The organism is Microbacterium sp. Leaf151, from assembly GCF_001424225.1.
GTDB lineage: Bacteria > Actinomycetota > Actinomycetes > Actinomycetales > Microbacteriaceae > Microbacterium.
Genome location: NZ_LMOR01000004.1, coordinates 695,710 through 719,437, shown reverse-complemented (window position 1 = coordinate 719,437; position 23,728 = coordinate 695,710). Strand labels below are relative to the sequence as shown.

Sequence of the window (23,728 nt, the reverse complement as noted above, 5' to 3'; positions counted from 1 at the left end):
TCAACCGATCCGCTCTTTACGACCGAGCACACCTTGCGGCCGGAACAGCAGCACGCCGATGAGCACGATCAGGGCCACCGCGTACCGCAGGTCGGGTGGGATGACGATGGTCGACAGCTCCGTGATGATGCCGATGATGAGCGAACCCACGAGTGCGCCGAACGCGCTCCCGAGTCCACCCAGCGTGACCGCGGCGAACAGCAGCAGAAGGATGGCGAAGCCCATGTCCCACGTGACGCCGCGGTAGAGGCCGTAGAGAACGCCCGAGAGGCCCGTGAGGGCACCGGCGAGCACCCAGACGATACGGATCACCCGGTCGACGTTGATGCCGGACGCGGCGGCGAGCGAGGCGTTGTCGCTGACCGCGCGCGTCGCCTTGCCGATGCGCGTGCGGGTGAGGAAGTACCCCACGAGGCCGAGCATCACGATGCTGATGCCCATGCTGATGATCGAGGTGAGCGTCACCGTGACGGGCCCGATGGTGACGTTGTCGGTGATGCCGGTCGCGATGTTGCGCGTCCCGCCGTCGAAGAAGTACAGGTACAGGTAGCGCAGCACGATCGACAGGCCGATCGTGACGATCAGCACTTGGACCAAGCCCACCCCGCGTTTTCGCAGAGGTTTGAACAGCACGGCATCCTGGGTCCATCCGAGCGCGGCCGACAGCACCACCGTCAGCAGGATCGCCAGCAGCAGGTTCCAGCCCATCGCCGTGAAGATGTAGAAGATGATCGCGCCGAACGTGAGCATCTCGCCGTGGGCGAAGTTGTTCACGCCGGTCGTCCCGAAGATCAGCGAGATGCCGATCGCGGCCAGCGCCAGCAGCAGACCGAAGTTGAGGCCGTAGAAGAAGCGTGAGAACAGCGTGTCCCAGATGGTTCCGCTGGCCGCCGTCCCCTCGCCCGTCGGGAACAGCACGTTGACCGTGTTGGTCGTGCCGATCGTGACATCGCGGGTGACGTTGTCGGGATCGCGCGGGGCGACGCCTTCGGGCAGCGTGTCCACCTGCAGCTCGGCCGTGTACGCGCCCGGTCCGGGGACGGCGACCGACCAGCGCCCATCGGCGCCCGTCGTCCCGGTCTCGGAGAACCCCGTACCGGAGACGAGCACCTCGACGCCCTCGACCGGATCCTCGCCCGCGCGGATGATGCCGCCGATCGAGTATTGGGTCGAGACGTCACCGGTGCCCGCCGAAGCGGCGGGGGTGGGCGCCTGCGTGGCCTGCGCCATCGCGGGTGTCGCGAAGAACAGGCTCAGGATGGCGACCGCGCTCGCGAAGAGCGACACGATCACAGCCATGCGGGACAAAGTTCGCGATCGTATCGCGGTGGGGGAGGGGTGACCCACGGAATCTCCAGTTCGGCAGCGCTGACGAAGTCGTCCCGTCAGCTTCGACGGTCGACGCTACGAGCGTAATGTGTCCAGGGTGTTTCGCCAGCCGGGTCGTTAGCGAACCGTGTCATCGTGCATGCGCATCGTGGCCAGCCGTTGCGGGAACAATTCATGGCTCCCCGACGCTTAGAATCGCAGGCGGAGCGCGCAATGCGCGCCCCGGCCGACGACGTCCCTTTTCAACAGGCGCCGCGTGCGCAGGAGGATCCATGGAGCAGCACGACCCCTTCGGTTTCATCGGACTGACCTACGACGACGTCCTGCTCCTGCCGGGGCACACCGACGTCATCCCCAGCGAGGCCGACACGTCCTCGCGGCTCACGCGTCGCATCACCGTGGCGACACCCCTGCTCTCCAGCGCCATGGACACCGTGACCGAGGCCCGCATGGCGATCGCGATCGCGCGCCAGGGTGGGATCGGCATCGTGCACCGCAACCTCTCGATCGAAGATCAGGCGGGCATCGTCGATCAGGTCAAGCGCAGCGAGTCCGGTATGGTCTCCAACCCCATCACGACGACCCCGGATGCCACGGTGGCCGAGGTCGACGCCATGTGCGCGCAGTACCGCATCTCGGGTCTTCCCGTCATCGACCCCGACGGCGTGCTGGTGGGCATCATCACCAACCGCGACATGCGGTTCGTCTCGGGCTTCGAGCGTCAGACCACTCTCGTCAAAGACGTGATGACCAAGGACGGCTTGATCACGGGGCACGTCGGCATCCACGCCAACGACGTCATCGCGACCTTCGCCAAGCACCGCGTCGAGAAACTCCCGCTCGTCGACGACGACGGCAAGCTCGCCGGTCTCATCACCATCAAGGACTTCGACAAGAGCGAGAAGTACCCCCTCGCCACGAAGGACGATCAGGGCCGGCTCCGCGTGGGCGCGGCGATCGGTTTCTTCGGTGATGCGTGGCAGCGCGCCGAGGCCCTGCGCGACGCGGGCGTCGACGTGCTCGTCGTCGACACCGCCAACGGGCAGTCGGCGGGCGTCATCGACATCGTCACGCGCCTGAAGGCCGACGCCTCGTTCGCGCACATCGACGTCATCGGCGGCAACGTCGCCACCCGCGAGGGCGCCCAGGCCCTCATCGACGCGGGAGTGGATGCCGTCAAGGTCGGCGTCGGACCGGGCTCCATCTGCACCACCCGCGTCGTCGCCGGCGTCGGCGTGCCCCAGGTCACCGCGATCTACGAGGCCGCGCAGGCCGCGATCCCCGCGGGCGTCCCCGTGATCGCCGACGGCGGGTTGCAGTACTCGGGAGACATCGCCAAGGCGCTCGTCGCCGGCGCCGACACCGTCATGCTCGGTTCACTCCTCGCCGGCACCGACGAGTCGCCGGGCGAGATCGTCTTCCAGGGCGGAAAGCAGTTCAAGCAGTACCGCGGCATGGGTTCGCTCGGGGCCCTCCAGACGCGCGGCAAGAAGACGTCCTACTCGAAGGATCGCTACTTCCAGGCCGACGTGCCCAGCGACGACAAGCTGATCCCCGAGGGGATCGAGGGTCAGGTGCCTTACCGCGGCCCGGTCGCCGCCGTCGCCTACCAGCTCATCGGTGGCCTGCGTCAGTCGATGTTCTACGTGGGCGCCCGCACCGTCGAAGAGCTCAAGAGCAAGGGCCGTTTCGTGCGCATCACCTCGGCGGGCCTCAAGGAGTCGCACCCCCACGACGTGCAGATCGTCGTCGAGGCGCCCAACTACAAGAAGTGAACGCTCTTCCGAAGGGCCGGACGGGCGACCGTCCGGCCCTTCGTCGTCGCCGTCCGACGGCTACGCTGAGCGCATGATCCGGCGGAGGAGCCACCCCGACGCATTGGTGTCGGCGCGGCGTACAGAGGCGTTCACCGACGGGGTCTTCGCGATCGCGGCGACGCTGCTCGTGCTCGGTCTCACCGATCAGTCGCTGGGGACCGTGGGCTCTGATGCTGCGCTCGCCGCGGCGCTCGTCGAGTTGGCGCATCCGGTGTTCTCGTTCGTCGTCAGCTTCCTGATCCTGTGCCTCATGTGGATGACGCACGTGCGGCAGTTCGAATACATCGCGCGCATCGACGCCCTCGGCATGTGGATCAACGGCTTGCGTCTGCTGTTCGTTGTGCTGGTGCCCTTCACCTCCTCTCTCAACACCACGTACGACGAGCTGTTGCTCGGGCGGGTGCTGTTGCCGGTGAACTTCTTCCTCGCGATCCTGCTCGGGTGGGTGCAGTGGGTGTGGGCGGTCCGCTCGGGGTCGATTCCCGACCTCACCCGCTCGGACGCCCGTCGGATCGGGCGCGCGGGTCTCAGCGCGGTCCTCATCAGTGCGGTGGTCGTCGCCGTCAGCCCTCTCCTCGGATCGATCGCGTTCCTGCTCTTCGCCTTCGACGGTCTGGTCACGCGGATGCTGCGCGGTGGCAACGACCCGGCGGAGGCACCGTCCGCCCCCGCCGACGGCGATGTCGGAGGGCGCGGGTAGGCTGAGCGGGTGACCATGGAGATCGACCTCGGCCGCGCCAAGCGCGCCCGCCGCGCCTACACCTTCGACGACATCGCCGTCGTGCCGTCGCGGCGCACGCGTAATCCCGAAGACGTATCGACCGCGTGGACCATCGACGCCTTCTCGTTCGAGATCCCCGTGCTCGGCGCCCCGATGGACTCCGTCGTCAGCCCCCGCACCGCGATCGAGCTCGGGCGCCTCGGCGGCCTCGGTGTGCTCGACCTCGAGGGCCTGTGGACGCGCTACGACGACCCCGAGCCGCTCCTCGCCGAGATCGCGACGCTCCCCGAGGCCGACGCGACCCGCCGCATGCAGCAGCTCTACTCCGAGCCCATCAAGCCCGAACTCGTGCGCGACCGCCTCGCCGAGGTGCGCGACGCGGGCGTCCCCGTCGCCGGAGCCCTGACCCCGCAGCGCACGCACGACCTCTACGAGACCGTCGTCGCCGCCGGCGTCGACCTCTTCGTCATCCGTGGCACCACGGTGTCGGCAGAGCACGTCTCGAAGGTCGCCGAGCCGCTGAACCTGAAGAAGTTCATCTACGACCTCGATGTGCCCGTCATCGTCGGCGGCGCCGCCACGTACACGGCAGCCCTGCACCTCATGCGCACGGGAGCCGCCGGCGTGCTCGTCGGCTTCGGCGGGGGAGCGGCCTCCACCACGCGCGCCACCCTCGGACTGCACGCGCCGATGGCCACGGCCGTCGCCGACGTCGCCGGCGCGCGCCGTGATTACCTCGACGAGTCGGGCGGCCGCTACGTGCACGTCATCGCCGACGGTGGCGTGGGCACCTCGGGCGACATCGTGAAAGCCCTCGCCATGGGAGCGGATGCCGTCATGCTCGGCGTCGCACTGGCTCGGGCGACCGACGCGCCCGGACGCGGCTTCCACTGGGGCCCCGAGGCGCACCACGCGAAGCTGCCGCGCGGCCGTCGGGTCGCCGTCGACCGCGTCGGCCCACTCGAGCAGATCCTCTACGGCCCGGCGCCCGTCGCCGACGGCACCGCCAACCTCATCGGGGCTCTGAAGAAGTCGATGGCCACCACCGGCTACTCCGACCTCAAGGAGTTCCAGCGCGTCGAGGTCGTCGTCGCCCCCTACGGTCACTGACCGGCACCGCATGACCTCCGCCCCCGCGACCGACCCGGCGCCGCCGCAGATCTTCCCGCCCACCCTGCGGGAGGTGATGCTGCGGCCCCGCTGGATCGCGCTGCTGGCGTTCTCGCTGATCGTGGCGGGCGTGCTCGCGTGGCTGGGGCAGTGGCAGCTGGGCCGCGCGGTCGACACCTCGCCGCCGGAGCCGGGCATGACCGAGGTCGTCCGTCCCCTCGCCGACGTCGTGAAGCCGGGCGACTACCTGCCCGAACCCCTCGTGGGTCAGCGGGTCACGGTGACGGGCACGTGGGTGGCATCCGACTTCATCGTCGTCTCCTCGCGCTTCAACGACGACACCGAGGGGTACTGGGTCACCGGTCAGCTCCGCGTCACCGGCGCCGCGGAGCGCACGTCGGTCGCCGTCGCGACCGGCTGGACCCCGAGCCTCGACCAGGCGAACGCCGCCGCCGCCGAACTCGAGCAACAGGTCGCGGCCGATCCGGCGGCTGAGATCGACGTCACGGGACGCCTGATCTCCGACGAGGGGCCGTCCCTGCCGCCGTCGGGCGCCGACCCGTACACCCTCACGCGCATGTCGCCTGCCATGCTGCTCGGCCGGTGGCACGACATCACCGACGTGAGCGTCTACCGGCAGTACATCGCGTCGCAGACCGCCATCGGTCCGCTCGTCGACATCTCCTCGCCGGCCCCCGATGAGCGCTCGCGGGTCAACTGGTTGAACATCTTCTACGCCGCCGAGTGGGCCGTCTTCGCCGGTTTCGCGCTCTACCTCTGGTATCGCCTCGCTCGCGACGCGTGGGAGAAAGAGGTCGAGGACCTCGAAGACGAGCAGGCCGAAGCTCTCGCGGCGGGGCCCCCAGCGTCTCGCGAGTAGACTGGCATCCATGCCCCGCGCCCCCAAGCTCGCCTCGTTCCCGGCGATCCGCGGAGCCCTGAAGTTCTACCAGATCTGCTCGATCATCACCGGTGTCGGCCTGCTGCTGCTGGTCGCCGAGATGATCCTGAAGTACACGCCCATTCACGTGGAGCTGTTCCTCGGTGGTTCCGGTGGCTTCCTGTGGTTCGCGGATGCCGTGCCCGGTCCCGACTGCCAGTGGTTCTCGCTCTTCGTGCCCGGCGGCAGCGGCTGCGAGATCCTGTCGACCGGAGACGGCGTCAACGTCTCTCTCGCGATCCTCGTCGCGCACGGCTGGTTCTACGTGGTCTACCTCTTCTCGTGCTTCCGCGTGTGGAGCCTCATGCGGTGGCCGTTCCGCCGCTTCGTGTTCCTCGCCCTCGGCGGCGTGGTGCCCTTCCTCTCCTTCATCCTCGAGGTGCGCACCGCCCGGAGCGTGCGCGCCTACCTCGCCGAGCGCGAAGCCGCCCAGGCCAGCGCTCCCGTTCCCACCCCGGAAGGCAACCGGTGACCGAACAGACCGAAACGTCCCAGCGCCCCGTCCTCGTCGTCGACTTCGGCGCCCAGTACGCGCAGCTCATCGCCCGCCGAGTGCGCGAAGCCGGCGTGTACAGCGAGATCGTGCCCCACACCGCCACGGCGGACGAGATCGCGGCGAAGAACCCCGTCGGCATCATCCTTTCGGGCGGCCCGTCGTCGGTGTACGAAGACGGCGCTCCCAGCCTCGACAGCGGCGTGTTCGATCTCGACGTGCCGACCCTGGGCATCTGCTACGGCTTCCAGGTCATGGCGAAGGCGCTCGGCGGCGAGGTCGCGAACACCGGCCTGCGCGAGTACGGCGCCACCGACGCCACGATCGTGACCGAGGGCACGCTGCTGCAGGGTCAGCCGGTCGATCAGAACGTGTGGATGAGCCACGGTGACCAGGTATCGCGCGCCCCCGACGGTTTCGAGGTCCTCGCGCGCACCGCGCACACGCCCGTCGCCGCCTTCGCGAGTGACGCACGCCGCCTGTACGGCGTGCAGTGGCATCCCGAAGTGAAGCACTCCGACCACGGTCAGCACGTGATCGAGAACTTCCTGCACAAGGCCGCGGGCCTCCCCGCCGACTGGAACAGCGGCAACGTCATCGCCGAGCAGGTCGAGCGCATCCGCCAGCAGGTCGGCACCAGCCGTGTCATCTCGGCACTGTCGGGCGGTGTCGACTCCGCCGTCTCGACCGCTCTCGTCCACGAGGCCGTCGGCGACCAGCTGATCGCCGTCTTCGTCGATCATGGGCTCCTCCGCCAGGGCGAACGCGAGCAGGTCGAGAACGACTACGTCGCGTCCACCGGTGTGAAGCTCATCACCGTCGACGCGCGCGAGACGTTCCTGGACGCCCTCGCCGGTGTGAGCGACCCCGAGCAGAAGCGCAAGATCATCGGCCGCGAGTTCATCCGCGCGTTCGAGAAGGTGCAGGCCGACCTCGTCGCCGAAGCCGAGGCCGAGGGAGAGCAGGTGCGCTTCCTCGTGCAGGGCACCCTGTACCCCGACGTCGTGGAGTCCGGCGGCGGCGCCGGCACCGCCAACATCAAGAGCCACCACAACGTGGGCGGCCTGCCCGAAGACCTGCAGTTCGAGCTCGTCGAGCCGCTGCGCACCCTCTTCAAAGACGAGGTGCGCGCCATCGGCCGCGAGCTCGGCCTGCCCGAAGGGATCGTCGGTCGCCAGCCCTTTCCGGGGCCCGGCCTTGGCATCCGCATCGTGGGCGAGGTCACCGCTGACCGCCTCGAGATCCTGCGTGAGGCCGACGCCATCGCCCGCGCCGAGTTGACCAAGGCCGGCCTCGACAACGAGATCTGGCAGTGCCCCGTCGTGCTGCTCGCCGACGTGCGCTCCGTAGGCGTCCAGGGCGACGGCCGCACCTACGGCCACCCCATCGTGCTGCGCCCCGTCTCGAGCGAAGACGCGATGACCGCCGACTGGACGCGCCTGCCCTACGACGTGCTGTCGAAGATCTCGAACCGCATCACCAACGAGGTGCGCGACGTCAACCGCGTGGTGCTCGACGTGACGTCGAAGCCGCCGGGGACGATCGAATGGGAGTGAGCCGGGCTGTCGGTCGCGTCGTACGTCGCTGCTGACTCCCGGCTACGTGACACGCCCTCCTGAGTCGAGAGCGGGGCCCCTACCCCGATCGACTCAGGAGGGCGTGTCACTGCGCCTCGCGTCCGCGGCGGCGTGCACGCTCCGCCTGCCCGGCGAGAGGTATGGGGTCGAGAGCGGGGCCCCTACCCCGATCGACTCAGGAGGGCGTGTTACTTCGCCTCGCGTCCGCGGCGGCGTGCACGCTCCGCCTGCCGGGCCAGAGGTATGGGGTCGGGAGCGGGGCCCTACCCCGATCGTCCCGGAGGCGATGCCCCTTCGCCGTCCGGTGTCATTGGCGCTCTGTCGTTGCGCTGAGGGCGGTCGGCGGGTTTGGGGCGGGATCGGCGCTCTGGGGCGGGCGAGACGCGCCCCGGACGGCGATATGCGCCCCGAACCGAGGCGGAGCTCGTTCGCGGAGTGAGCGAGGGAGCGGGGGCGTGTGAGAGAGGATGGGGGCGTGAGCGACGCTGAGTTCCCCGACGCCTGGTATCTCATCCTCTCGAGCCGGCTCATCCCCGACCTCGACGGTGGGTACACGATCTCCGCGCTCGCGCGCGCGCGACAGATGGCCGAGGCGGGCACGCAGCCCCTGCTCCTCACGGTCGACCCGGGAGCCGTCGCCGCTCACGCCGCGCACCGGGCGACCTTCGTCGAGCGGGGGGCCGCAACGGCATCCGAGATCTTCCGCAACCTGTTCGACGAGGCCGTCGCGTCCGCGGGGGGAGCGGCCGACTGGCTGCGGGAAGCGGCCCATGACGGTCATGCGGATCCGTCGCTGGAGTACCGCGACGTCGCGGGCGGGGCGGTCTCGCTTCCCGTCGTCGTCGATCCCGACTGGCATCTCACGCGTGCACCGATCGTCATCCGCGACACCACGGGCGAGACCGTGGGCGTGGTCGACGGCTTCGGGGCGCTGTATCGTGCGTGGCTGTCGCGCATCGCGTCGGATCTCCGCGCCGAGAACGCCCGCCCGGTCGTGCTGATCTGCGAATCGCGGCAGCTCGGCGAGCTCCTCGTCGGGTGGGGTGAAGACGACGTGCGCATCCTGCACACCGTGCACACGATCCACCTCGAACCGCCCTACCGGGCCGATTCCCCCCTCAACAGCCTGTGGTCGAGGTGGTTCGAGATCGCCTCTCGCTTCGACGCGGTGCTCTGGCCGACCGCCCACCAGCGCGACGATGTGCGCGAACGTTTCGGAACCGCGGCGAACGATCTCGTCGTCCCGCACGCCGTCGGTGCACCCGCCACGACGCAACCCGCAGCAGATCGCGACCCGGGCCGTGTGGTGGTGCTGGGGCGTCTCGCACCCGGCAAACGACTCGCCCAGGCCGTCCGTGCGTTCGGCCGCGTCCTAGCCGACGTTCCCGAGGCACGGCTCGAGCTCTGGGGGGAGGGTGCCCAGCGCGCCGAGCTCGAAACGCTGATCGACGAGCTCGATCTGAGCGAAGCGGTGTCGCTCCCGGGCCTCACGACCGCCCCGGGCGATGTCCTCGGCGGTGCGGCGGTCTACCTCACCACCTCGGCGTTCGAGGGGCAGGGTCTGGCGATGGCCGAGGCCCTCGCGCACGGCACGCCGGTCGTCGCGTGGGACATCCGCTACGGCCCGCGCGACATGCTCGCCCGAGGCGGTGGCATCCTGGTTCCCGACGGAGACGAAGACGCGCTCGCCGCCGCACTGGTCGAGATCCTCACCGACCCCGACATGCGCGAGCGCCTTTCGGCCGAGGCCGTCGGCGCGGCGACGGTCACGAGCCCCGCCCGAACGATGCGGGCCCTCGCCGCGGCCGCCGGCGAGGCCCTGTCTCGACCCCGTCGCCGCTGAGACCAGGGTGCGCTGTCAGCGCGCGGCGGCCCGCACGGCGTCGACCGCGGCGGCCGGTGAGCCGTGAAACGCCGGACCGTGCCCGGGGAGGACCAAGTCGGCATCCAGATGCGCCATGCGAGACAGTGACACCAGCGCTTCGGCGGGGTCATCGGTGAACGGTGCGGGGCCCGGGCCCGTGCGGCCGGTCAACACGTGGCGCGTCGTCAGGGCGTCGCCGACGAACACGGCGCGTGAGATGGGCGAATGCACCGCGATGCTCCCGGGGGAGTGCCCGGGCATGCCGATCACGCGCGGGTGCCCGGGAAGGTCGAGAGTGTCGCCGTCGGTGACCTCGCGGACCTCGGTCAGCCATTGCGGACGCATTCCCTTGCGGACGCCGTAGGCCGCGAAGCTCAGCAGCGGACCGATACGCATCGGCCCCATCGCCGTCTTCGGTTTGTCGCCGCCCTGCGCCCGGCCGGCGTCGGCGGCGTGCACGAAGACGGGGATGCCGCGCTCTCGCCGGAGGCGCTCGGCGAAGCCGATGTGGTCGCTGTCGCCGTGGGTCAGGATCACGCCCCGGATGTCAGCGAGCGGTCGGCCGATGGCATCCAGTTCCTGTGCGAGGTCGGCGTACATGCCCGGGAGGCCGGCGTCGACCAGGGTGATGCCGTCGGAGGTGACGATGAGGTAGGCGGCGACGATGTCGTTGCCGATGCGGTGGAGAGTGGGGTTGAGTCTCATGACGGACCTCTCGTGCTGATGGCTACGGACTATAGCCATGATAGCTTAGAAATGTAGCCATGGAGGAATGATCGTGCCGACTCCGGAGAGGACCTCGCTCGACGAGATCGTCGACGCCGCCGCTCGTCTGCTCGAGACGGGGGGCGCTCCCGCCGTGACGATGCAGGCTGTCGCCCAGGCGGTGGGGGTCAAGGCGCCCTCGCTCTACAAGCGCGTGCGCGATCGCGACGCGCTGCTGCGGCTCGTGGGTGCGGCCGCGGCAGACGACCTCGCTCGGCGGCTCGGGGCGGCATCCGACCGACTCGACGACCTCCTGCTGGTCTTTCGGCGGTTCGGCCGCGAGCGTCCCGAGGCGTTCCGGATGCTCTTCACGGCGGCGGTGGATGCCGATCGGCTCSCCGCGACGAGCGAGCCGGTGCTCCGCGCCACCGCAGCGGCGGTCGGCGAGGAGCACGCCCTCGACGCGGCACGATTGCTCACGGCGTGGGCGACGGGGTTCGTCACGATGGAGCTCGCCGGCGCCTTCCGTCTCGGAGGCGACCTCGACGATGCGTACCGGTACGGCATCGCCCACCTCGTCGGCTCCCTCTCTCCGGGTCAGGAACCGGAGCGGCCCGCCCAGGGGTCGTAGTCAGCGATCAGATCTTCCTGCGGTGGGCGTTCGGCATCCGGGACGTGCTGCAGGTTCACGCGCACGCGGTACCAGAGCGAACTCGAGCCGCGCATGCCGTCGACGAGCACGTCGGCCGGGTGCAGGGCGGCGGTGGCATCCGGATGCCGTTGCTTCCACGTCTCGAGAGCGTCGAGGGCCTCGGGCTTGGTCTTGGTGCGCGCGACCTCGATGAGGGGCATGGTCGAGGTGCGGCGACCGGATCCGTCGGAGCCGCGCGGAGGCTTCTCGGCGGGTCCGAGCTCCTTCGAGAGGGCGATGAGGGCGTCGAGGGAGCCGGCGGCGTCGTCGATGCCGGCGTGCGGGTCGCCGATGCGGCGGAAGCGCTCGGGCACGGTGAGTACGGTGAACTCCTCGGGGCGACGGTCGCGCACTTCGTCCCACGAGAGCGGTGTCGACACGCGGGCATCGGGGAGCGGACGGATCGAGTAGGCCGAGGCGACGGTGCGGTCCTTGGCGTTCTGGTTGAAGTCGACGAAGACGCTCTCGCCGCGCTCCTCCTTCCACCACCGGGCCGTCGCGAGTCCCGGCGCGCGGTTCTCGACCTCGCGGGCGAGGGTCTCGGCCGCCAGGCGCACGTCGGTGTAGTCCCATTCGGGGCGGATACGCACCAGGATGTGAAGCCCGCGAGACCCGGAGGTCTTCGGCCAGCCGACCAGGCCGTGGTCCTCGAGCACCTCCCGCGCGATGAACGCGACATCGACGATCTGCGCCCAATCGACGCCGGGCATCGGATCGAGGTCGACCCGCAACTCGTCGGGGTGGTCGAGGTCTTCGGCGCGCACGGGGTGCGGGTTGAGGTCGAGGCAGCCGAGGTTGACGACCCAGGCCAGGCCCGCGGCATCCCGGATCACCGCCTCTTCGGCGGAGGTGCCGGAGGCGTAGCGCAGGGTCGCGGTATCGATGAACGCGGGGTGATTGTCGGGGACGCGCTTTTGGAAGAACGGCTCCTGATCGAGTCCCTTGGAGAAGCGCTTCAGGACCATGGGCCGCCCGCCCGCCCCGCGCAGAGCCCCCTCGGCGACGGAGAGGTAGTACCGCACGAGGTCGAGCTTGGTCAGGCCCGGCTCGGGGAAGACGACGCGGTCGGGGCTGGTGACGCGCACCTCGTGGCCGTCGACGTCGAGGATCTCGGGGGGAGTCTTCGCGGGGCTCATGTCGCGAGGCTAGCGCCGTGGCGTCTGGTGTCGCGCACCCCTTGCGGTGGGCGGGGCGGGGGTTCCCGGGGGTGGGTGCCCAGGACGCGCCGTCGTACGGGGGCGCGGTGTGCGCTGTTGAGTGTCCAGGACACGCCGCTGCGTGCGGGGAAGTGCGGAGTGTTGTGGACGCTCAACTCCTTTCGAGGAGGCGAGGAGGCGAGGAGGCGAGGAGGCGCGGAGGCGCGGAGGCGGGCACACGGGAGCCGCGGCGGCACCGTGGCGACAACGAAGGGCCGCCCCGAAACGGGACGGCCCTGCGTGCGCATCAGTGCGTCAGTTGTTGCCGCGCACGATCGCGATGAGGCGGAGGATCTCGACGTACAGCCACACGACGGTGACCATGATGCCGAACGCGCCGACCCAGCCGTAGACGCGGGCGGCGCCGTTGCGCACGCCGCGCTGGATCTGGTCGAAGTCGAGCACGAGCGAGTAGGCGGCCATGATGACCACGAACACGCCGACGACCACACCGAGCGGGATGCCGAGGATCTTGACCTCGCTCAGCAGACCGAAGGCGCCACCGGCGATCGGAACGTTGAACAGCATGAGGCCCAGGTTGACCAGGCTGAAGACGAGGTAGCCGACCATCGCGATCATGAAGATCTTGGTGGCCCGCTTCGACGCGCGGATCTTGCCGCTCGCGAACAGGGCGAGGGTCACGCCGACGACAGAGAGGGTTCCGAGCGTCGCCTGCAGGACGATGCCGGGGAAGATGAACTCGAAGAACGCCGAGATGCCGCCCACGAACAGACCCTCGAAGGCCGCGTAGGCGATGAAGACGGGGACGGAAGGCTTCTTCTTGAACGTCGCGACCATCGCCAGCACGAAACCGACGAGGCCACCGACGATCATCGGGGCGGCGCTCGGGTTCGGGTTGGCGGCGCTGACGCCGGCCATCGACCAGATCCAGCCGACGACGGCGGTCACGACGAGGATGCCGAACAGGGCGAGCGTCTTCATGACGGTGTCTTCGACCGTCATGCGGCCGGTGTCGACGGCGCTCGCGGACGGAGCCGCGTACGCGCCTTCGATCGACGCGGCGGCGGCGGGATCGACGGCCGGCGGCGGGCTGTAGCGCGTGTTGACGCCACCGGCTCGAGGGTCCTGGAACGCCGGGTTGTTGAATGCCGGGTTGTTGAGGGCCACGGGAACTCACACTCCAAAGATGGTGATCACAGCACCGTGCTGTCAGACAACACTAGCTGAGGAGCGTGTTCGATTCGTGGGGGCGACTGGGATTCTGCTATGAGCGATACCGTCGTTCACCTGGGACTCGTACGCTTCCCGCGTGCCCCTCGTCATCGGTCATCGCGGCGCCCCGGGATATCTGCCGGAGCACTCGCGAAGCTCCTACCAGCTCGCGATCTCGGCGGGGGTGGATGCCGTCGAGCCCGACGTCGTCCCCTCGCGTGACGGCGTCCTCGTCGTCCGGCACGAGAACGAGATCGGGTCGACCACCGATGTCGCCACACGACCCGAGTTAGCCGACCGGCGCACGTCGAAAGTCGTCGACGGCGAGCTTCTGACCGGATGGTTCACCGAGGATTTCACCTGGGATGAACTGCGGACGCTCCGATGCCGCGAGCGCATCCCCGCGCTCCGGCCGGACAGCGCTGCTCACGACGACACCCAGCCCGTCCTCCGGCTGCGCGAGGTGCTCGACCTGGCACGCGCGGGCGGTGCGGGGGTCGTCCTCGAGGTCAAGCACGCGGCATCCTTCGCCCGGCTCGGGTTCGACATGGCCGAGCTCGTCGATGCGGAGCTCCGCGCGGCCGGATGGGCGGATGCCGCGGACGCGCTCGTCATCGAGTCGTTCGAGCCGCTGGTTCTCGCGCGGCTGCGGGATCGCGGCATCCGGATCCCCCTCGTGCAACTCGTCGACAGCGAGGGGACGCCGTGGGACCTGCGCGAGCGCGATGGCGCGGGAGCGGCGACGTACGCCTCGATGCTCACGCCCTCCGGACTCGACGCGCTCGCCGCGGAGGTCGACGGGATCAGCCCCGACAAGCGACTCGTGCTCGCGCCCGACGAGCGGGGGGCGGTGCGCAGCCCGGCGCCTTTCGTCCGCGCGGCGCAGGAGAGGGGCCTGCGGGTGTTCACGTGGACGTGCCGACCCGAGAACGCGTTCCTGCTGCCGACGCATCGGGGGCCGGGCGGCGAGGCGGCGTTCGGCGACTGGCGGCGCGAGTGGGCGGTGCTGCGCGAGGCCGGGCTCGACGGGGTGTTCGTGGATCATCCCGACCTGGGGGTCGAGTTCTTCGGGTCGACGCGGTGACGTTCCGCGCCTCCCGGCGGGCGGCGTCACGCGCGGGGGAGGCCGAGCCTGACTCCGGAGATCGGTGAGGAGAGCGCGGCGCATCTCGGTAGCAGTCGCGGGCCGCACCCTTTTGTGGAGTTCAGCTCGGGCGCGGCCGGAGGGCGAGCCGGCGTGCGCGCAAGCCCGGTGGACGGCGACCGCGGAGCCGCGAAGATGACCCCATGACGGTGGACGTGACGGTGGTCGGCGGGGGAATCTCGGGACTCGCGTGCGCGCGGGCGGTGCAGGATGCCGGGCGCTCGGTGCGGGTGCTCGATCGCGGTCGGCGTGTAGGCGGTCGCCTGTCGAGCCGCACGATCGACGGCCGGCCGGTCGACCTCGGGGCGTCGTATTTCGTGGTGGGCGAGGCCGCGGACTTCGGACATGTCGTCGCCGACTGGGAGGAGCGGGAGCTCGCCCGCCCCTGGACGGACACGTTCCAGGTGATCGACGCCGAAGGCGGGCGGACGCCCAAACCCGGACCGATGCGATGGGCGGCCCCCCTCGGTCTGCGTACGCTCGCCCTGGATCTTGCCGAAGGTCTCGACGTCGAATCCGAGCGGACCGTCGAGCAGGTGAGACCGTACCGGATCGACGGTGAGGAGGCAGGCGAGGTCGTGCTCGCGATGCCCGCCCCGCAGGCCGCCCGCCTCACCGGCGAGGTCCCCGGCGGTCCGCAGGAGTGGGAGCCGGTCATCGCGGTCGTGCTGCGGTGGGACGAGCGGCAGTGGGATGCCGACCTGCACGGCGCCTTCGCCGACGGCGACGCCGACGTGTCGTTCATCGCCGACGACGGCGACCGCCGCGGCGACGGCGCCCCCGTGCTCGTCGTGCACACCACGGCCGATCACGCGCGACGGCACCTCGACGACCCGGATGACGCGATCGCGCCGGTGCTGGCAGCGACCCGTCGCCTGCTGCGAATCGACGCTGATCCCATCAGCACGCACGCGCATCGCTGGACATTCGCGCGGCCCGCGCAGGCGACGGGGCGACCCTTCTTCCGCTCGCCCGGGCTGTCCGCGTGCGGGGACGCGTGGGGCGAGAGTGCGGCCGTGCGCACGGCGTGGACGTCGGGCGATGCGCTGGGGCGGGCGCTCGCGGCATCCTGAGATCCGGCGCCCGCTCCGACCTCGATCGCCTACGGCCGGCCGCCGCGTACGCCCGGCGTCGGCTCTCGGACGAGGATGTCGTCGCGCGTCTCTCGGACGAGGATGTCGTCGCGCGTCGACGACCGCCGACACGCGCGGGCGTCAGCGCCGACCGATAGGTGATCGAGCCGCGGAACCGCCTGCGGATCCCGCATTGCCGACCGGGGCGGGGCCGGATGCCGTGTCGGAGGCCCCCTCTAGGGTGGGGCGCATGGATGCCGGTATCGATGTCGCGGGAGTCAAACGGTCGTTCGGCGCGGTCCACGCCGTGCGCGAGGTCACCTTCACCGCGGCACCCGGACGGGTGACGGGGCTGGTCGGCCCGAACGGCTCGGGCAAGACGACGCTCATGCTCATGCTCGCCTCGCTGCTGCAGCCCGACGCGGGGCGCATGAGTCTCGGCGGCGTCGATCCCGTGGCCGACCCGGCCGGGGTGAGGCGGCTCCTCGGATGGATGCCGGACTCCCTCGGCGCCTGGCCCAGTCTCACCGCGCGCGAGGTGCTCGTGGCCACCGCGCAGCTCTACGATCTCTCGCGCGATGCGGCGCGTGCGCGCGCCGACGAGCTGCTCGCGCTCGTCGACCTGAGCGCGATTGCCGGGTCGCCGGCCCGCGTGCTGTCCCGCGGGCAGAAGCAGCGCCTCGCCCTCGCGCGAGCGCTCGTCCACGACCCCCGCGTACTGCTTCTCGACGAGCCGGCGTCGGGTCTCGATCCTCAGGCGCGCATCGCCCTGCGCGTGCTGCTGAGACGTCTCGCCGCCGAGGGGCGCACCATCCTCATCTCCAGCCATGTGCTCTCGGAACTCGAGGAGGTCGTCGACGACGCGGTCTTCCTCGTCGACGGACGCACGGTGGGTGGCGACCGCGTCGCTGCAGCGGCCCGCCGCGTGCGGGCATGGCGCGTACGGGCGCCCGTCGATGTCTCCCGACCGACGGATGCGGTGCGTCTCGACGTCGCGGCCGCGCTCGGGCGCACGGGCGATGAGGTGCGTATCGACCGGCGCGACGTCCTCGTGCCGTTCTCCGACGAGGCCGGTGCGGTTGCCGGGCTCCGGGCGCTGATCAGCGCGGGGCTCCCCGTCGTCGAGTTCGCCCCCGCGGTCGGTGACCTCGAGCACGCCTTCCTCGACCTGGGGTCGACGCCGGCGGGCCCGGCGTCGCCCGGGGCTGCCACGCAGCCGCTGCCCCCGTCTTCCGATGTGCCACCAGGGATGACGTCGCCACCGGAGCCGGCGCCCCCGTCGTCCGAGGTCCCACCGCGACCTACGTCGCCGCCCGCGAACCGTCCCGGCGACGGGAGCGTCGCATGAACCTTCACCGCCTTCGCACGATCATCGGGATCGAGCTGCGCCAGCGCGCGAGATCCGTCGCGTGGTACGTCCTGCTCGGCGTCTTCGCCGTCATCCTGATCGGTCTGCTCGTGCTTTCGTTCGCGTCGTTCGCGCTGTGGACGGGCGGCAACGAGTGGTTCTTCTCGATCGTCATCATGCTGGTGCTGCTGCTCGTCCTGCTGGTGTCGCCGACGCTGAGCGGCAGCGCCGTCAACGGCGATCGGGATGCCGCCACCCTCGCGCCCGTGCAGGTCACTCTTGCGACCACCACCGAGATCGTCGTCGGCAAATTCCTCGCAGCCTGGATCTCAGGCCTGGCGTTCCTGGTGGTCGCGCTGCCCTTCTTGCTCGTGGCGACGTTCGCCGGCGAGTTGAACCCCCTCGTGATCATCAGCTCGTTGGCGATTCTGGTGATCGAGGTGGGTATCGTCGCGGCGATCGGCGTCGGGCTGAGTGCCATCGTCGCCCGCTCGCTCTTCTCGGTCGCGAGCACGTACCTCATCATCGCCGCGCTGACGATCGGCACCCTCCTGGCGTTCGGGCTGGGGGCGACGGCTCTGCGCACGACGCAGGAGACGGTGACGCGCGACTACGACGTCAGCACCGTCCCGCCAGGGTGCGACCCGTACGGTCCGGTCGGCGCGGAAGGATGCCCACCGATCAATGAGCTCGGGTGCACGGAGTCGAGCTCTCTCGGCGACGTGCCGCGGTTCGACCGGGTGTGGTGGCTGCTCGCGGCGAATCCGTTCGTCATCCTGGCCGACGCGACACCGCCGACGTACGACGACGGCTACGGTGCGCCGAGCGACCTGTTCTCGCAGATCGCCTACGGGGTTCGAATGGCCCAGATTCCTCCCGAGCCTCAGCGCGTGTACGACTATTGCGCGCAGTACTACCAGGAGGAGCAGCCGCCGTATGAGACGCCCGAGCAGCAGATCGAGGGGACGACCCCGAGCTGGTTCGTCGGTCTGCTCGCGCAGGCGGTGCTCGCCGTCGGGCTGATGGTCTGGGGAATCGCCCGCACCCGCACCCCCGCGAAGCGTTTGCCGCCGGGCACGCGCATCGCGTAGCAACGGTCGCTCGCGGTGTTGCGCTACCCCGCTCGGCGGCGCGCGGTCAGCGCGAGAAGGCGCGAACCGGGCGCCGTTCCGCGCAGACGGGGCTCGGTCAGCGCGAGAAGGCGCGAACCGGGCGCCGTTCTGCGCAGACGGAGTTCGGAGCGGTCAGGCGTGTCCCTCGGCGGCGGGGAAGCCGGGGTCGGGTTCGAGCACGTCACCGGTGTGGTCATCGAGGGTCGTGTGCTCTTCGGCCTGGGCGGCGTCTTCGCGGACCTCGTCCGTCACGGCATCGGTAGGGGCGGCGGAATCGGCGCGGGCGTCATCGGAGTGGCGGGTCGGGATGTCAGGAGTGCTCATGCGCCTACCGTGCCGCCTCGGCCGCGCACGGTCGACCCGCTTGACATCGCGCCGGGTCGCGGCGCCCTCGGCGTGGGTCGTGGTGCGCGTCGTGCGCGGTCGCCGCGCGGTTCGGGGTGCGTTCGGCGCTTCGGGGCGCGATTCGTCCGCCCCAAACCGCGATACCCGCCCCAAAACCATTCACGCGCCGCACCGCATCGGGCGTCGCGTGCCGCCCCGCCCGGTGCCGCACCGCATAGGGCGTCGCGTGCCGCCCCGCCCGGTGCCGCACCCCCATGACCGCGCCGCCGACCACCGCGGTCAGTCGGTGGCATCCGGGATCGACGAGTCCACCGCGGGCCAGGCCGGGAGCGGGTCGTCGAAGTCCACCCACGCCGCGGGACCCGCGGCCAGCTCGTCATCGGTCAGTGCGGCCAGATCGAGCAGGTGCGCGAGCTTCGGAGCCGACAGGTCGAGGCCGGTGAAGACGAGTTCCTGGCCCATACCCATGCGTCCGTCATCCGTTCCCAGTGGCGCGATCCACATGGCCGATCCGACGTGTTCCCACCGGGCGAGGATGCCGGGACGCGAGGCCAACCGGCAGAATCCGGCCGAGCGCACGAGGCGTCCGGCGGCTCCCTCGTCGAGACGGTCGAGGGTGGCCGACAGGCGTGCGGGATGGAAGGGCCGCAGCTGCTCGTAGCGCACCGTCATGACGCGGTTGTCGCGCATGTACGGGTCATGCCGGCCGTTGAGCGCGTGCACCCAGCCGGCGCGCTCGAGGATCTCGCCCTCGTGCACCGCCTCCGATCGCAGGTCGCTCAGCGGGTCGCGCGAGAGCCGCACGACGGCGGTCGGGTTCAGGTGGGACGCGAGGGCCATCTGCACGGCGACAGCCGGTGTCGGCACCTGCTCCCAGTTGATCCAGACGACCCGGGTCGCCAGCTCCAGCGCGAGTGCCGCCTGTCGGGCGCGTGCCCCGACGTCGCCGCGTGGGTCTCCCGAGCGGGTGGATGCCACGAGCGCTGCGTCGTCGAGCAGATCGCCGATCATGTGGCGGGCGTCCACCACGCAGACCGCCTCGACCTCGGCACCGCCGCGCGCACCGATCGCGTGGACGAGGTCGACGTCGCTCCCGAGGTCGACGACGACGGCGTCGGCGTGGGCGCGGGGGCGGGGATGGGGGAGGGCGTGCGGGGAGCGGAGGTCGGCGAACCGCAGCAGGTGCAGGGGGCGCGCGAGCGCCACCGCCGTGCGCTCGGCATAGGCGCGGCGTTCCGGGGCGCAGACGCCCATGACGACGATCGTGCGACTCATGGCATCCACCTCTCGTTTGTCAGGGAGCTTCCGACACCCTACCGTGTTGATGAGAACGATTATCAACAAGGAGGATGTCATGAAGGTTCGCGCATCTATCGCGTCGCTGAAGAAGCAACCGGGAGCGCAGGTGGTGCGCCGCCGCGGCAAGGTGTTCGTCATCAACAAACTCAATCCGCGGTTCAAGGGGCGGCAAGGGTGACTTCCGCGCGATCTCGATAACGCGAACGAGAACCGTTCCCGGTTGCGTGAACACATTGCAATCTCTGCATGTGTGTGGTCTCGTGGATGCCGTGGACAAGATCGCCGGGCTCGACGAGGCCGCCGAGCTGTTCAAGGTTCTCGGCAACGAGTCGCGTCTCGCGCTCGTGTGGCTGCTGAGCCGTGAACCGCTCACCGTCGGCGCGCTCGCCGACCGGGCCGGATTGTCGCAACCGCTGGTGTCGCAACACCTGCGCACCCTGCGGCAGGCGGGTCTGGTGAGCTCGGAGCGCGAGGGGAAAGAGATCCGTTACGCCCTCGCCGACCAGCACGTCGCGCACGTCGTGCTCGACGCGATCGCCCACGTCCAGGAACCGAACGACCAGGGGAACGAACAATGAGCACCGCTGAGACCCACGCCGAGCACTCCGTCGACGAGCACGCCCACGGCGACGACTGCGGCCACCAGAAGATCGAGCACGGCGACCACATCGACTACGTGCACGGCACCCACCACCACGCCCTGCACGGCGACCACTACGACGAGCACGAGTCGAAGGCCGAGCACGGGGTCGATGAGCACCGCCACGGCGACGACTGCGGGCACGAGAAGATCGCGCACGACGACCACGCCGACTACGTGCATGACGGTCACCGCCACGCGCTGCACACCGATCACTACGACGAGCACTGAGGTGTCACGGCATCGGCGTGTCACGAGCGCGCGATGCCGGGTCGGGGGTCCGCTTCTCTTTCGGGGAGGCGGGCCCTTCGTCATGCGGGGGGTCTCGGAGCGCGCGTGAGGCGGCCGACCGTTGCGGACAGGCGGGACTAGGCCTGCACGCGGAAGGATCGCCCCTCGAACGTCACGACGTCGCCGACCTGCAGCTGCCGCCCACGTCGGCGGTCGATCTCACCGTTGACCTGCACGTAGCCGTCGATGATCGCCTCCTTGACGTCACCTCCGGAGTCGAGGACTCCGGCGAACTTCAGGAACGCGCCGAGGCGGATGCCCTCGGTCCCGATGAGGACATCCTGGGGCGTGGGGGAGGTCATCGCTCCAGTCTGACAGCAGTCAGTCGACCGGCTACCTGCACCAGGACGGTCGACCTCGAGGCCGGTCATGCCGCACACCCACCCGGTGCAGCGCTGCGCGACGTGCGTAAGAGCGTCTCGGCCGAGCGCGGTTGAGACGTCGCGAACGAGCCGTGGCCGGACCGACGGGGGTACCCGGGAAGTGGACGCGACGGCGGGAGTCGAACCCGCCACGCCTTCGGTTATGAGCCGAGGCCCGGGACCGCCCGGATCGCCGCGATGTGCCCCCACGCTAACCCCGGTCGCGAGAGCGGTGCGCGGCCGTTGCGAGAAGTGACGCGATGTGTCGTCGTGTGGCGCTCAGCGCCCTCGCCGACCGTCGATGATCGCCCGTGTCGAGTGCTCGAGATGCGCCCGCACGGCGTGTTCGGGGTCGGCCAGCGCCTCGTCCACATACGCGCGATGCTCAGCCGTCAGCGCACCGCTGGCGTAGGCGGGTCGCACGTGCGTCAACAGCAGGTGCATCTCGGAGTCGAGGCGCCGGTACTCCTCCGCGATCCGCGGAGACCCCGCCGCGGCGACGAGCGCAAGGTGCACGCGTGCGTGCGCGGCGAGCGTGGCGGACCAGTCGCCCGAGGCTTCGGCGGTGGCGAGGTCGTCGAGCGCCTCATCGACGTCGGAGGGTCGGATGCCGCGGTCGCGAACGATCCGCAGCGCTTCGGTCTCGAGCGCACACCGCAGTTGCTGCAGGGCGACGAGCGCATCGTCGTCGAGCAGCGAGACCCGCACGCCGCGATAGGGCTCGGCGGTCACGAGGCGCTCGGCTGCGAGACGCGTCAACGCCGTGCGGGCGGTGTGACGGGAGACGCCGTGGGCGGCGCTGAGTTCCTCCTCGCGCAGCGGGGTGCCGGGGGCGAGGTCTCCGGAGAGGATGCCGGCGCGCACGGCGTCGGCGACGAGATCGGCCGCCCGGGGGCCGGGGGAGTCCGCGGTGGCGCGGCCGGGCGTCGCCGCGGCGCGGGCGGAGGCGTCACGAGCGGGCCGTGGCATCCGGAACCTCCTCACGACGACGTGACGGAACAGACACCACGGCGAGGCCCACCGCGATGAGCGCGAGGCCGGCGGCTCCCATCGGGGTGAGTTGCTCGTGCAGCACGAACAGCCCGAGCAGCGTCGCCGCGAGGGGCTCGGCGAGCGTCAGGGTCGAGACCGTGACGGCGGTCAGCCGTGCGAGCCCCCAGCCGAACAGCAAGTAGGCGATCGTCGTCGTGACCACTCCGAGCCAGAGCGCGAGCGCGAGGCCGTTGGGGGTGAGCAGCCAAGAGGACCCGGCTACCAGCAGCACCGGCAGGCTCGCCACCGCGGCGACACCGAACACCGTGCCCATGACGCGGGTGGAGTCCCACCCCCTCTCGATCAGCGCCTTGCCGCGCACCGTATAGAGGGCGTACGACATTCCCGCGCCCGCCGAGGCGAGGAGACCGCCCGGAGCGAGCGCGATCGAGTCGCCGGTGACTCCCGACACCAGCACGACACCGGCGAGGGCGATGGCCGTGGCGAGCATCCAGCGCGGCGAGGGGGCGCGACGCAGGCGCACGGCATCCACGATTCCGGTGGCGATCGGCGCGGAACCGAGAGCGACGACCGTGCCGATGGCCACGCCGTTCTCGCGCGTGCCGAGGAAGAACAGGGGTTGGTAGGCGAGCACGCCGATCGCTCCGAGGGCGACGAGTCCGCTGACGGATCCGCGCATCACCCGCAGCGGGGGAGTCGGCGCGCGACGCAGAAGGGCGACGAGACCCAGGATGCCGCCGCCCACGACGATCCGCGCGGCACCGACGGCGACGGGGGAGGCGCCGACGCCCGCCAGCGCCTGCGCCGTGCCAGTGGTCGAGAAGCACAGGGCCGCGGCGAGGACGGCGAGGGCGGGAAGCATGAGTGGATTGTTACACAATCCGCGGTCCGGCGTGCTGACGCGGAGCACTACGGCGGGCCGCGAGGAGGACACGCCGCGCCCAAGCGGGCCGTACCGGCGTGTCGGTGAATCGCCCCGCCGTTGTGCGCGGCGGCACCCGAGTCGGGCCAGGATCAGCCGCGGAGCGCCTGCACCATCGAACGCAGGGCGTGCAGGGCGGCGGCCTGCTCGGCATCCGTCATTCCGTTGAGCATGCGCTTCTCCACCGAACGGACGGCGGCGCTCGCCGCCTCGAGCGACTGCCGCCCCTTCGCGGTCAGGCGGGTCGGGAGAGCCTTGCCGACGGGCGCCGCGTCGGGCCGCTCGACGATGCCGTCGCGTTCGAGCGACTGGAGCAGCACGTTCATCGACTGGCGCGTGACGAAGGCGCCGCGCGCCAGGTCGGAGTTCGACAGGCCGGGACGCTGAGCGAGGAGTTCCAGACAGGAGTAGTGCGTGATCGTCATGCCCAGCGGTCGCAGGACGTCTTCCATCGCCGCGCGCAGAGCGCTCGCCGCCTCTTTCAGGAGGTAGCCGAGCGACGTGTCCAGATCGATTGCCTCTTGCGCCATGTCAGTATTCTGACATATCCTCTGTGTCAGATAACTGACACAGAGGAGCATGA

25 protein-coding genes and 1 tRNA gene are annotated in these 23,728 nt (G+C 70.4%); 15 read left to right on the top strand and 11 right to left on the bottom strand.

Translation table 11 applies throughout. The annotated features are described in order from the left end of the window. The gene (locus ASF76_RS14020; RefSeq protein ID WP_055959050.1) at nucleotides 1–1,299 is read right to left on the bottom strand and encodes a branched-chain amino acid ABC transporter permease; all 1,299 of its coding nucleotides are present in this window, start codon (nucleotides 1,297–1,299) and stop codon (nucleotides 1–3) included. A gap of 302 nt (nucleotides 1,300–1,601) precedes the next feature. On the opposite strand from ASF76_RS14020, the gene guaB reads away from it, so the two are divergent. The 7 genes from guaB (at nucleotide 1,602) to ASF76_RS13985 (ending at nucleotide 9,830) form a co-directional block, all read left to right on the top strand. After that, on the top strand, nucleotides 1,602–3,104 hold the full coding sequence (gene guaB / locus ASF76_RS14015; RefSeq protein WP_055959046.1) for an IMP dehydrogenase: 1,503 nt from the start codon (nucleotides 1,602–1,604) through the stop codon (nucleotides 3,102–3,104). Nucleotides 3,105–3,177: 73 nt separating this feature from the next. Then, a complete protein-coding gene (locus ASF76_RS14010) occupies nucleotides 3,178–3,846 on the top strand; it encodes a TMEM175 family protein (RefSeq protein ID WP_055959043.1) in 669 nt (222 codons plus the stop codon). Between the two features lie 15 nt (nucleotides 3,847–3,861). Next, a complete protein-coding gene (locus tag ASF76_RS14005; protein ID WP_055959040.1) occupies nucleotides 3,862–4,977 on the top strand; it encodes a GuaB3 family IMP dehydrogenase-related protein in 1,116 nt (371 codons plus the stop codon). A gap of 10 nt (nucleotides 4,978–4,987) precedes the next feature. Beyond that, on the top strand, nucleotides 4,988–5,857 hold the full coding sequence (locus ASF76_RS14000; RefSeq protein WP_055959037.1) for an SURF1 family protein: 870 nt from the start codon (nucleotides 4,988–4,990) through the stop codon (nucleotides 5,855–5,857). Between the two features lie 10 nt (nucleotides 5,858–5,867). Beyond that, on the top strand, nucleotides 5,868–6,389 hold the full coding sequence (locus ASF76_RS13995; protein WP_055959033.1) for a DUF3817 domain-containing protein: 522 nt from the start codon (nucleotides 5,868–5,870) through the stop codon (nucleotides 6,387–6,389). After that, the gene (gene guaA, locus ASF76_RS13990) at nucleotides 6,386–7,966 is read left to right on the top strand and encodes a glutamine-hydrolyzing GMP synthase (RefSeq protein ID WP_055959030.1); all 1,581 of its coding nucleotides are present in this window, start codon (nucleotides 6,386–6,388) and stop codon (nucleotides 7,964–7,966) included. Before ASF76_RS13995 ends, guaA begins: the two co-directional genes overlap by 4 nt. Nucleotides 7,967–8,462: 496 nt before the next feature. Next, the gene (locus ASF76_RS13985) at nucleotides 8,463–9,830 is read left to right on the top strand and encodes a glycosyltransferase (protein ID WP_055959027.1); all 1,368 of its coding nucleotides are present in this window, start codon (nucleotides 8,463–8,465) and stop codon (nucleotides 9,828–9,830) included. 15 nt (nucleotides 9,831–9,845) lie between these two features. Here the strand turns inward: ASF76_RS13985 and ASF76_RS13980 are convergent, their stop codons facing one another. Then, nucleotides 9,846–10,556 carry an MBL fold metallo-hydrolase gene (locus ASF76_RS13980; protein WP_055959024.1) on the bottom strand — a complete coding sequence of 237 codons (711 nt, stop codon included), beginning with the start codon at nucleotides 10,554–10,556 and terminating at the stop codon, nucleotides 9,846–9,848. 67 nt (nucleotides 10,557–10,623) lie between these two features. On the opposite strand from ASF76_RS13980, the gene ASF76_RS13975 reads away from it, so the two are divergent. Further along, nucleotides 10,624–11,187: a TetR/AcrR family transcriptional regulator gene (locus tag ASF76_RS13975; protein ID WP_235561308.1), complete on the top strand. Its 564-nt coding sequence runs from the start codon at nucleotides 10,624–10,626 to the stop codon at nucleotides 11,185–11,187. On the opposite strand, the gene ligD is transcribed toward ASF76_RS13975, so the two are convergent. Together ligD and ASF76_RS13965 are read right to left on the bottom strand one after the other, a co-directional pair. Further along, nucleotides 11,154–12,383 (bottom strand): non-homologous end-joining DNA ligase, encoded by a 1,230-nt coding sequence (gene ligD / locus ASF76_RS13970; RefSeq protein WP_055959021.1) that lies wholly within the window; start codon nucleotides 12,381–12,383, stop codon nucleotides 11,154–11,156. The genes ASF76_RS13975 and ligD overlap by 34 nt on opposite strands. Nucleotides 12,384–12,698: 315 nt before the next feature. After that, nucleotides 12,699–13,571 (bottom strand): Bax inhibitor-1/YccA family protein, encoded by an 873-nt coding sequence (locus ASF76_RS13965; RefSeq protein WP_055959018.1) that lies wholly within the window; start codon nucleotides 13,569–13,571, stop codon nucleotides 12,699–12,701. 142 nt (nucleotides 13,572–13,713) lie between these two features. Here ASF76_RS13965 and ASF76_RS13960 point away from each other — a divergent pair, with 142 nt between their 5' ends. The 4 genes from ASF76_RS13960 (at nucleotide 13,714) to ASF76_RS13945 (ending at nucleotide 18,272) form a co-directional block, all read left to right on the top strand. Then, nucleotides 13,714–14,700: a glycerophosphodiester phosphodiesterase family protein gene (locus ASF76_RS13960; protein ID WP_055959015.1), complete on the top strand. Its 987-nt coding sequence runs from the start codon at nucleotides 13,714–13,716 to the stop codon at nucleotides 14,698–14,700. Between the two features lie 203 nt (nucleotides 14,701–14,903). Beyond that, on the top strand, nucleotides 14,904–15,833 hold the full coding sequence (locus ASF76_RS13955; RefSeq protein WP_055959012.1) for an NAD(P)/FAD-dependent oxidoreductase: 930 nt from the start codon (nucleotides 14,904–14,906) through the stop codon (nucleotides 15,831–15,833). Nucleotides 15,834–16,083: 250 nt separating this feature from the next. Beyond that, entirely contained in the window at nucleotides 16,084–17,181 is a 1,098-nt protein-coding gene (locus ASF76_RS13950; protein ID WP_082485089.1) for an ABC transporter ATP-binding protein, read from the top strand. Continuing rightward, entirely contained in the window at nucleotides 17,178–18,272 is a 1,095-nt protein-coding gene (locus tag ASF76_RS13945) for an ABC transporter permease (RefSeq protein WP_055959009.1), read from the top strand. The genes ASF76_RS13950 and ASF76_RS13945 overlap by 4 nt, the downstream gene beginning before the upstream one ends. A 153-nt stretch (nucleotides 18,273–18,425) precedes the next feature. Here ASF76_RS13945 and ASF76_RS13940 read toward each other — a convergent pair whose 3' ends face one another. Further along, nucleotides 18,426–18,617: a hypothetical protein gene (locus tag ASF76_RS13940; protein WP_055959006.1), complete on the bottom strand. Its 192-nt coding sequence runs from the start codon at nucleotides 18,615–18,617 to the stop codon at nucleotides 18,426–18,428. Nucleotides 18,618–18,917: 300 nt separating this feature from the next. Then, nucleotides 18,918–19,913 carry a GTP-binding protein gene (locus ASF76_RS13935; RefSeq protein WP_055960151.1) on the bottom strand — a complete coding sequence of 332 codons (996 nt, stop codon included), beginning with the start codon at nucleotides 19,911–19,913 and terminating at the stop codon, nucleotides 18,918–18,920. Between the two features lie 79 nt (nucleotides 19,914–19,992). Here ASF76_RS13935 and ykgO point away from each other — a divergent pair, with 79 nt between their 5' ends. From ykgO to ASF76_RS17540, 3 genes are all read left to right on the top strand, one after another. Continuing rightward, nucleotides 19,993–20,115, top strand: a complete 123-nt coding sequence (gene ykgO, locus ASF76_RS13930) for a type B 50S ribosomal protein L36 (RefSeq protein WP_055959003.1) — start codon at nucleotides 19,993–19,995, stop codon at nucleotides 20,113–20,115. Between the two features lie 91 nt (nucleotides 20,116–20,206). Further along, nucleotides 20,207–20,515, top strand: coding sequence for an ArsR/SmtB family transcription factor (locus ASF76_RS13925; protein ID WP_055959000.1), 309 nt, complete (start codon nucleotides 20,207–20,209; stop codon nucleotides 20,513–20,515). Further along, nucleotides 20,512–20,808: a hypothetical protein gene (locus ASF76_RS17540; RefSeq protein WP_055958998.1), complete on the top strand. Its 297-nt coding sequence runs from the start codon at nucleotides 20,512–20,514 to the stop codon at nucleotides 20,806–20,808. Before ASF76_RS13925 ends, ASF76_RS17540 begins: the two co-directional genes overlap by 4 nt. Before the next feature lie 137 nt (nucleotides 20,809–20,945). Here ASF76_RS17540 and ASF76_RS13915 read toward each other — a convergent pair whose 3' ends face one another. From ASF76_RS13915 to ASF76_RS13900, 5 genes are all read right to left on the bottom strand, one after another. Continuing rightward, a complete protein-coding gene (locus tag ASF76_RS13915; RefSeq protein WP_055958994.1) occupies nucleotides 20,946–21,170 on the bottom strand; it encodes an RNA-binding S4 domain-containing protein in 225 nt (74 codons plus the stop codon). Between the two features lie 182 nt (nucleotides 21,171–21,352). Next, nucleotides 21,353–21,428: transfer RNA gene (locus ASF76_RS17150), tRNA-Met, on the bottom strand. A gap of 81 nt (nucleotides 21,429–21,509) precedes the next feature. Then, a complete protein-coding gene (locus ASF76_RS13910; protein WP_055958991.1) occupies nucleotides 21,510–22,199 on the bottom strand; it encodes a GntR family transcriptional regulator in 690 nt (229 codons plus the stop codon). Further along, nucleotides 22,180–23,085, bottom strand: coding sequence for a DMT family transporter (locus tag ASF76_RS13905; RefSeq protein ID WP_055958988.1), 906 nt, complete (start codon nucleotides 23,083–23,085; stop codon nucleotides 22,180–22,182). Before ASF76_RS13905 ends, ASF76_RS13910 begins: the two co-directional genes overlap by 20 nt. A gap of 152 nt (nucleotides 23,086–23,237) precedes the next feature. Next, nucleotides 23,238–23,675 carry a MarR family winged helix-turn-helix transcriptional regulator gene (locus ASF76_RS13900; protein WP_055958986.1) on the bottom strand — a complete coding sequence of 146 codons (438 nt, stop codon included), beginning with the start codon at nucleotides 23,673–23,675 and terminating at the stop codon, nucleotides 23,238–23,240. Nucleotides 23,676–23,728 lie beyond the last annotated feature (53 nt).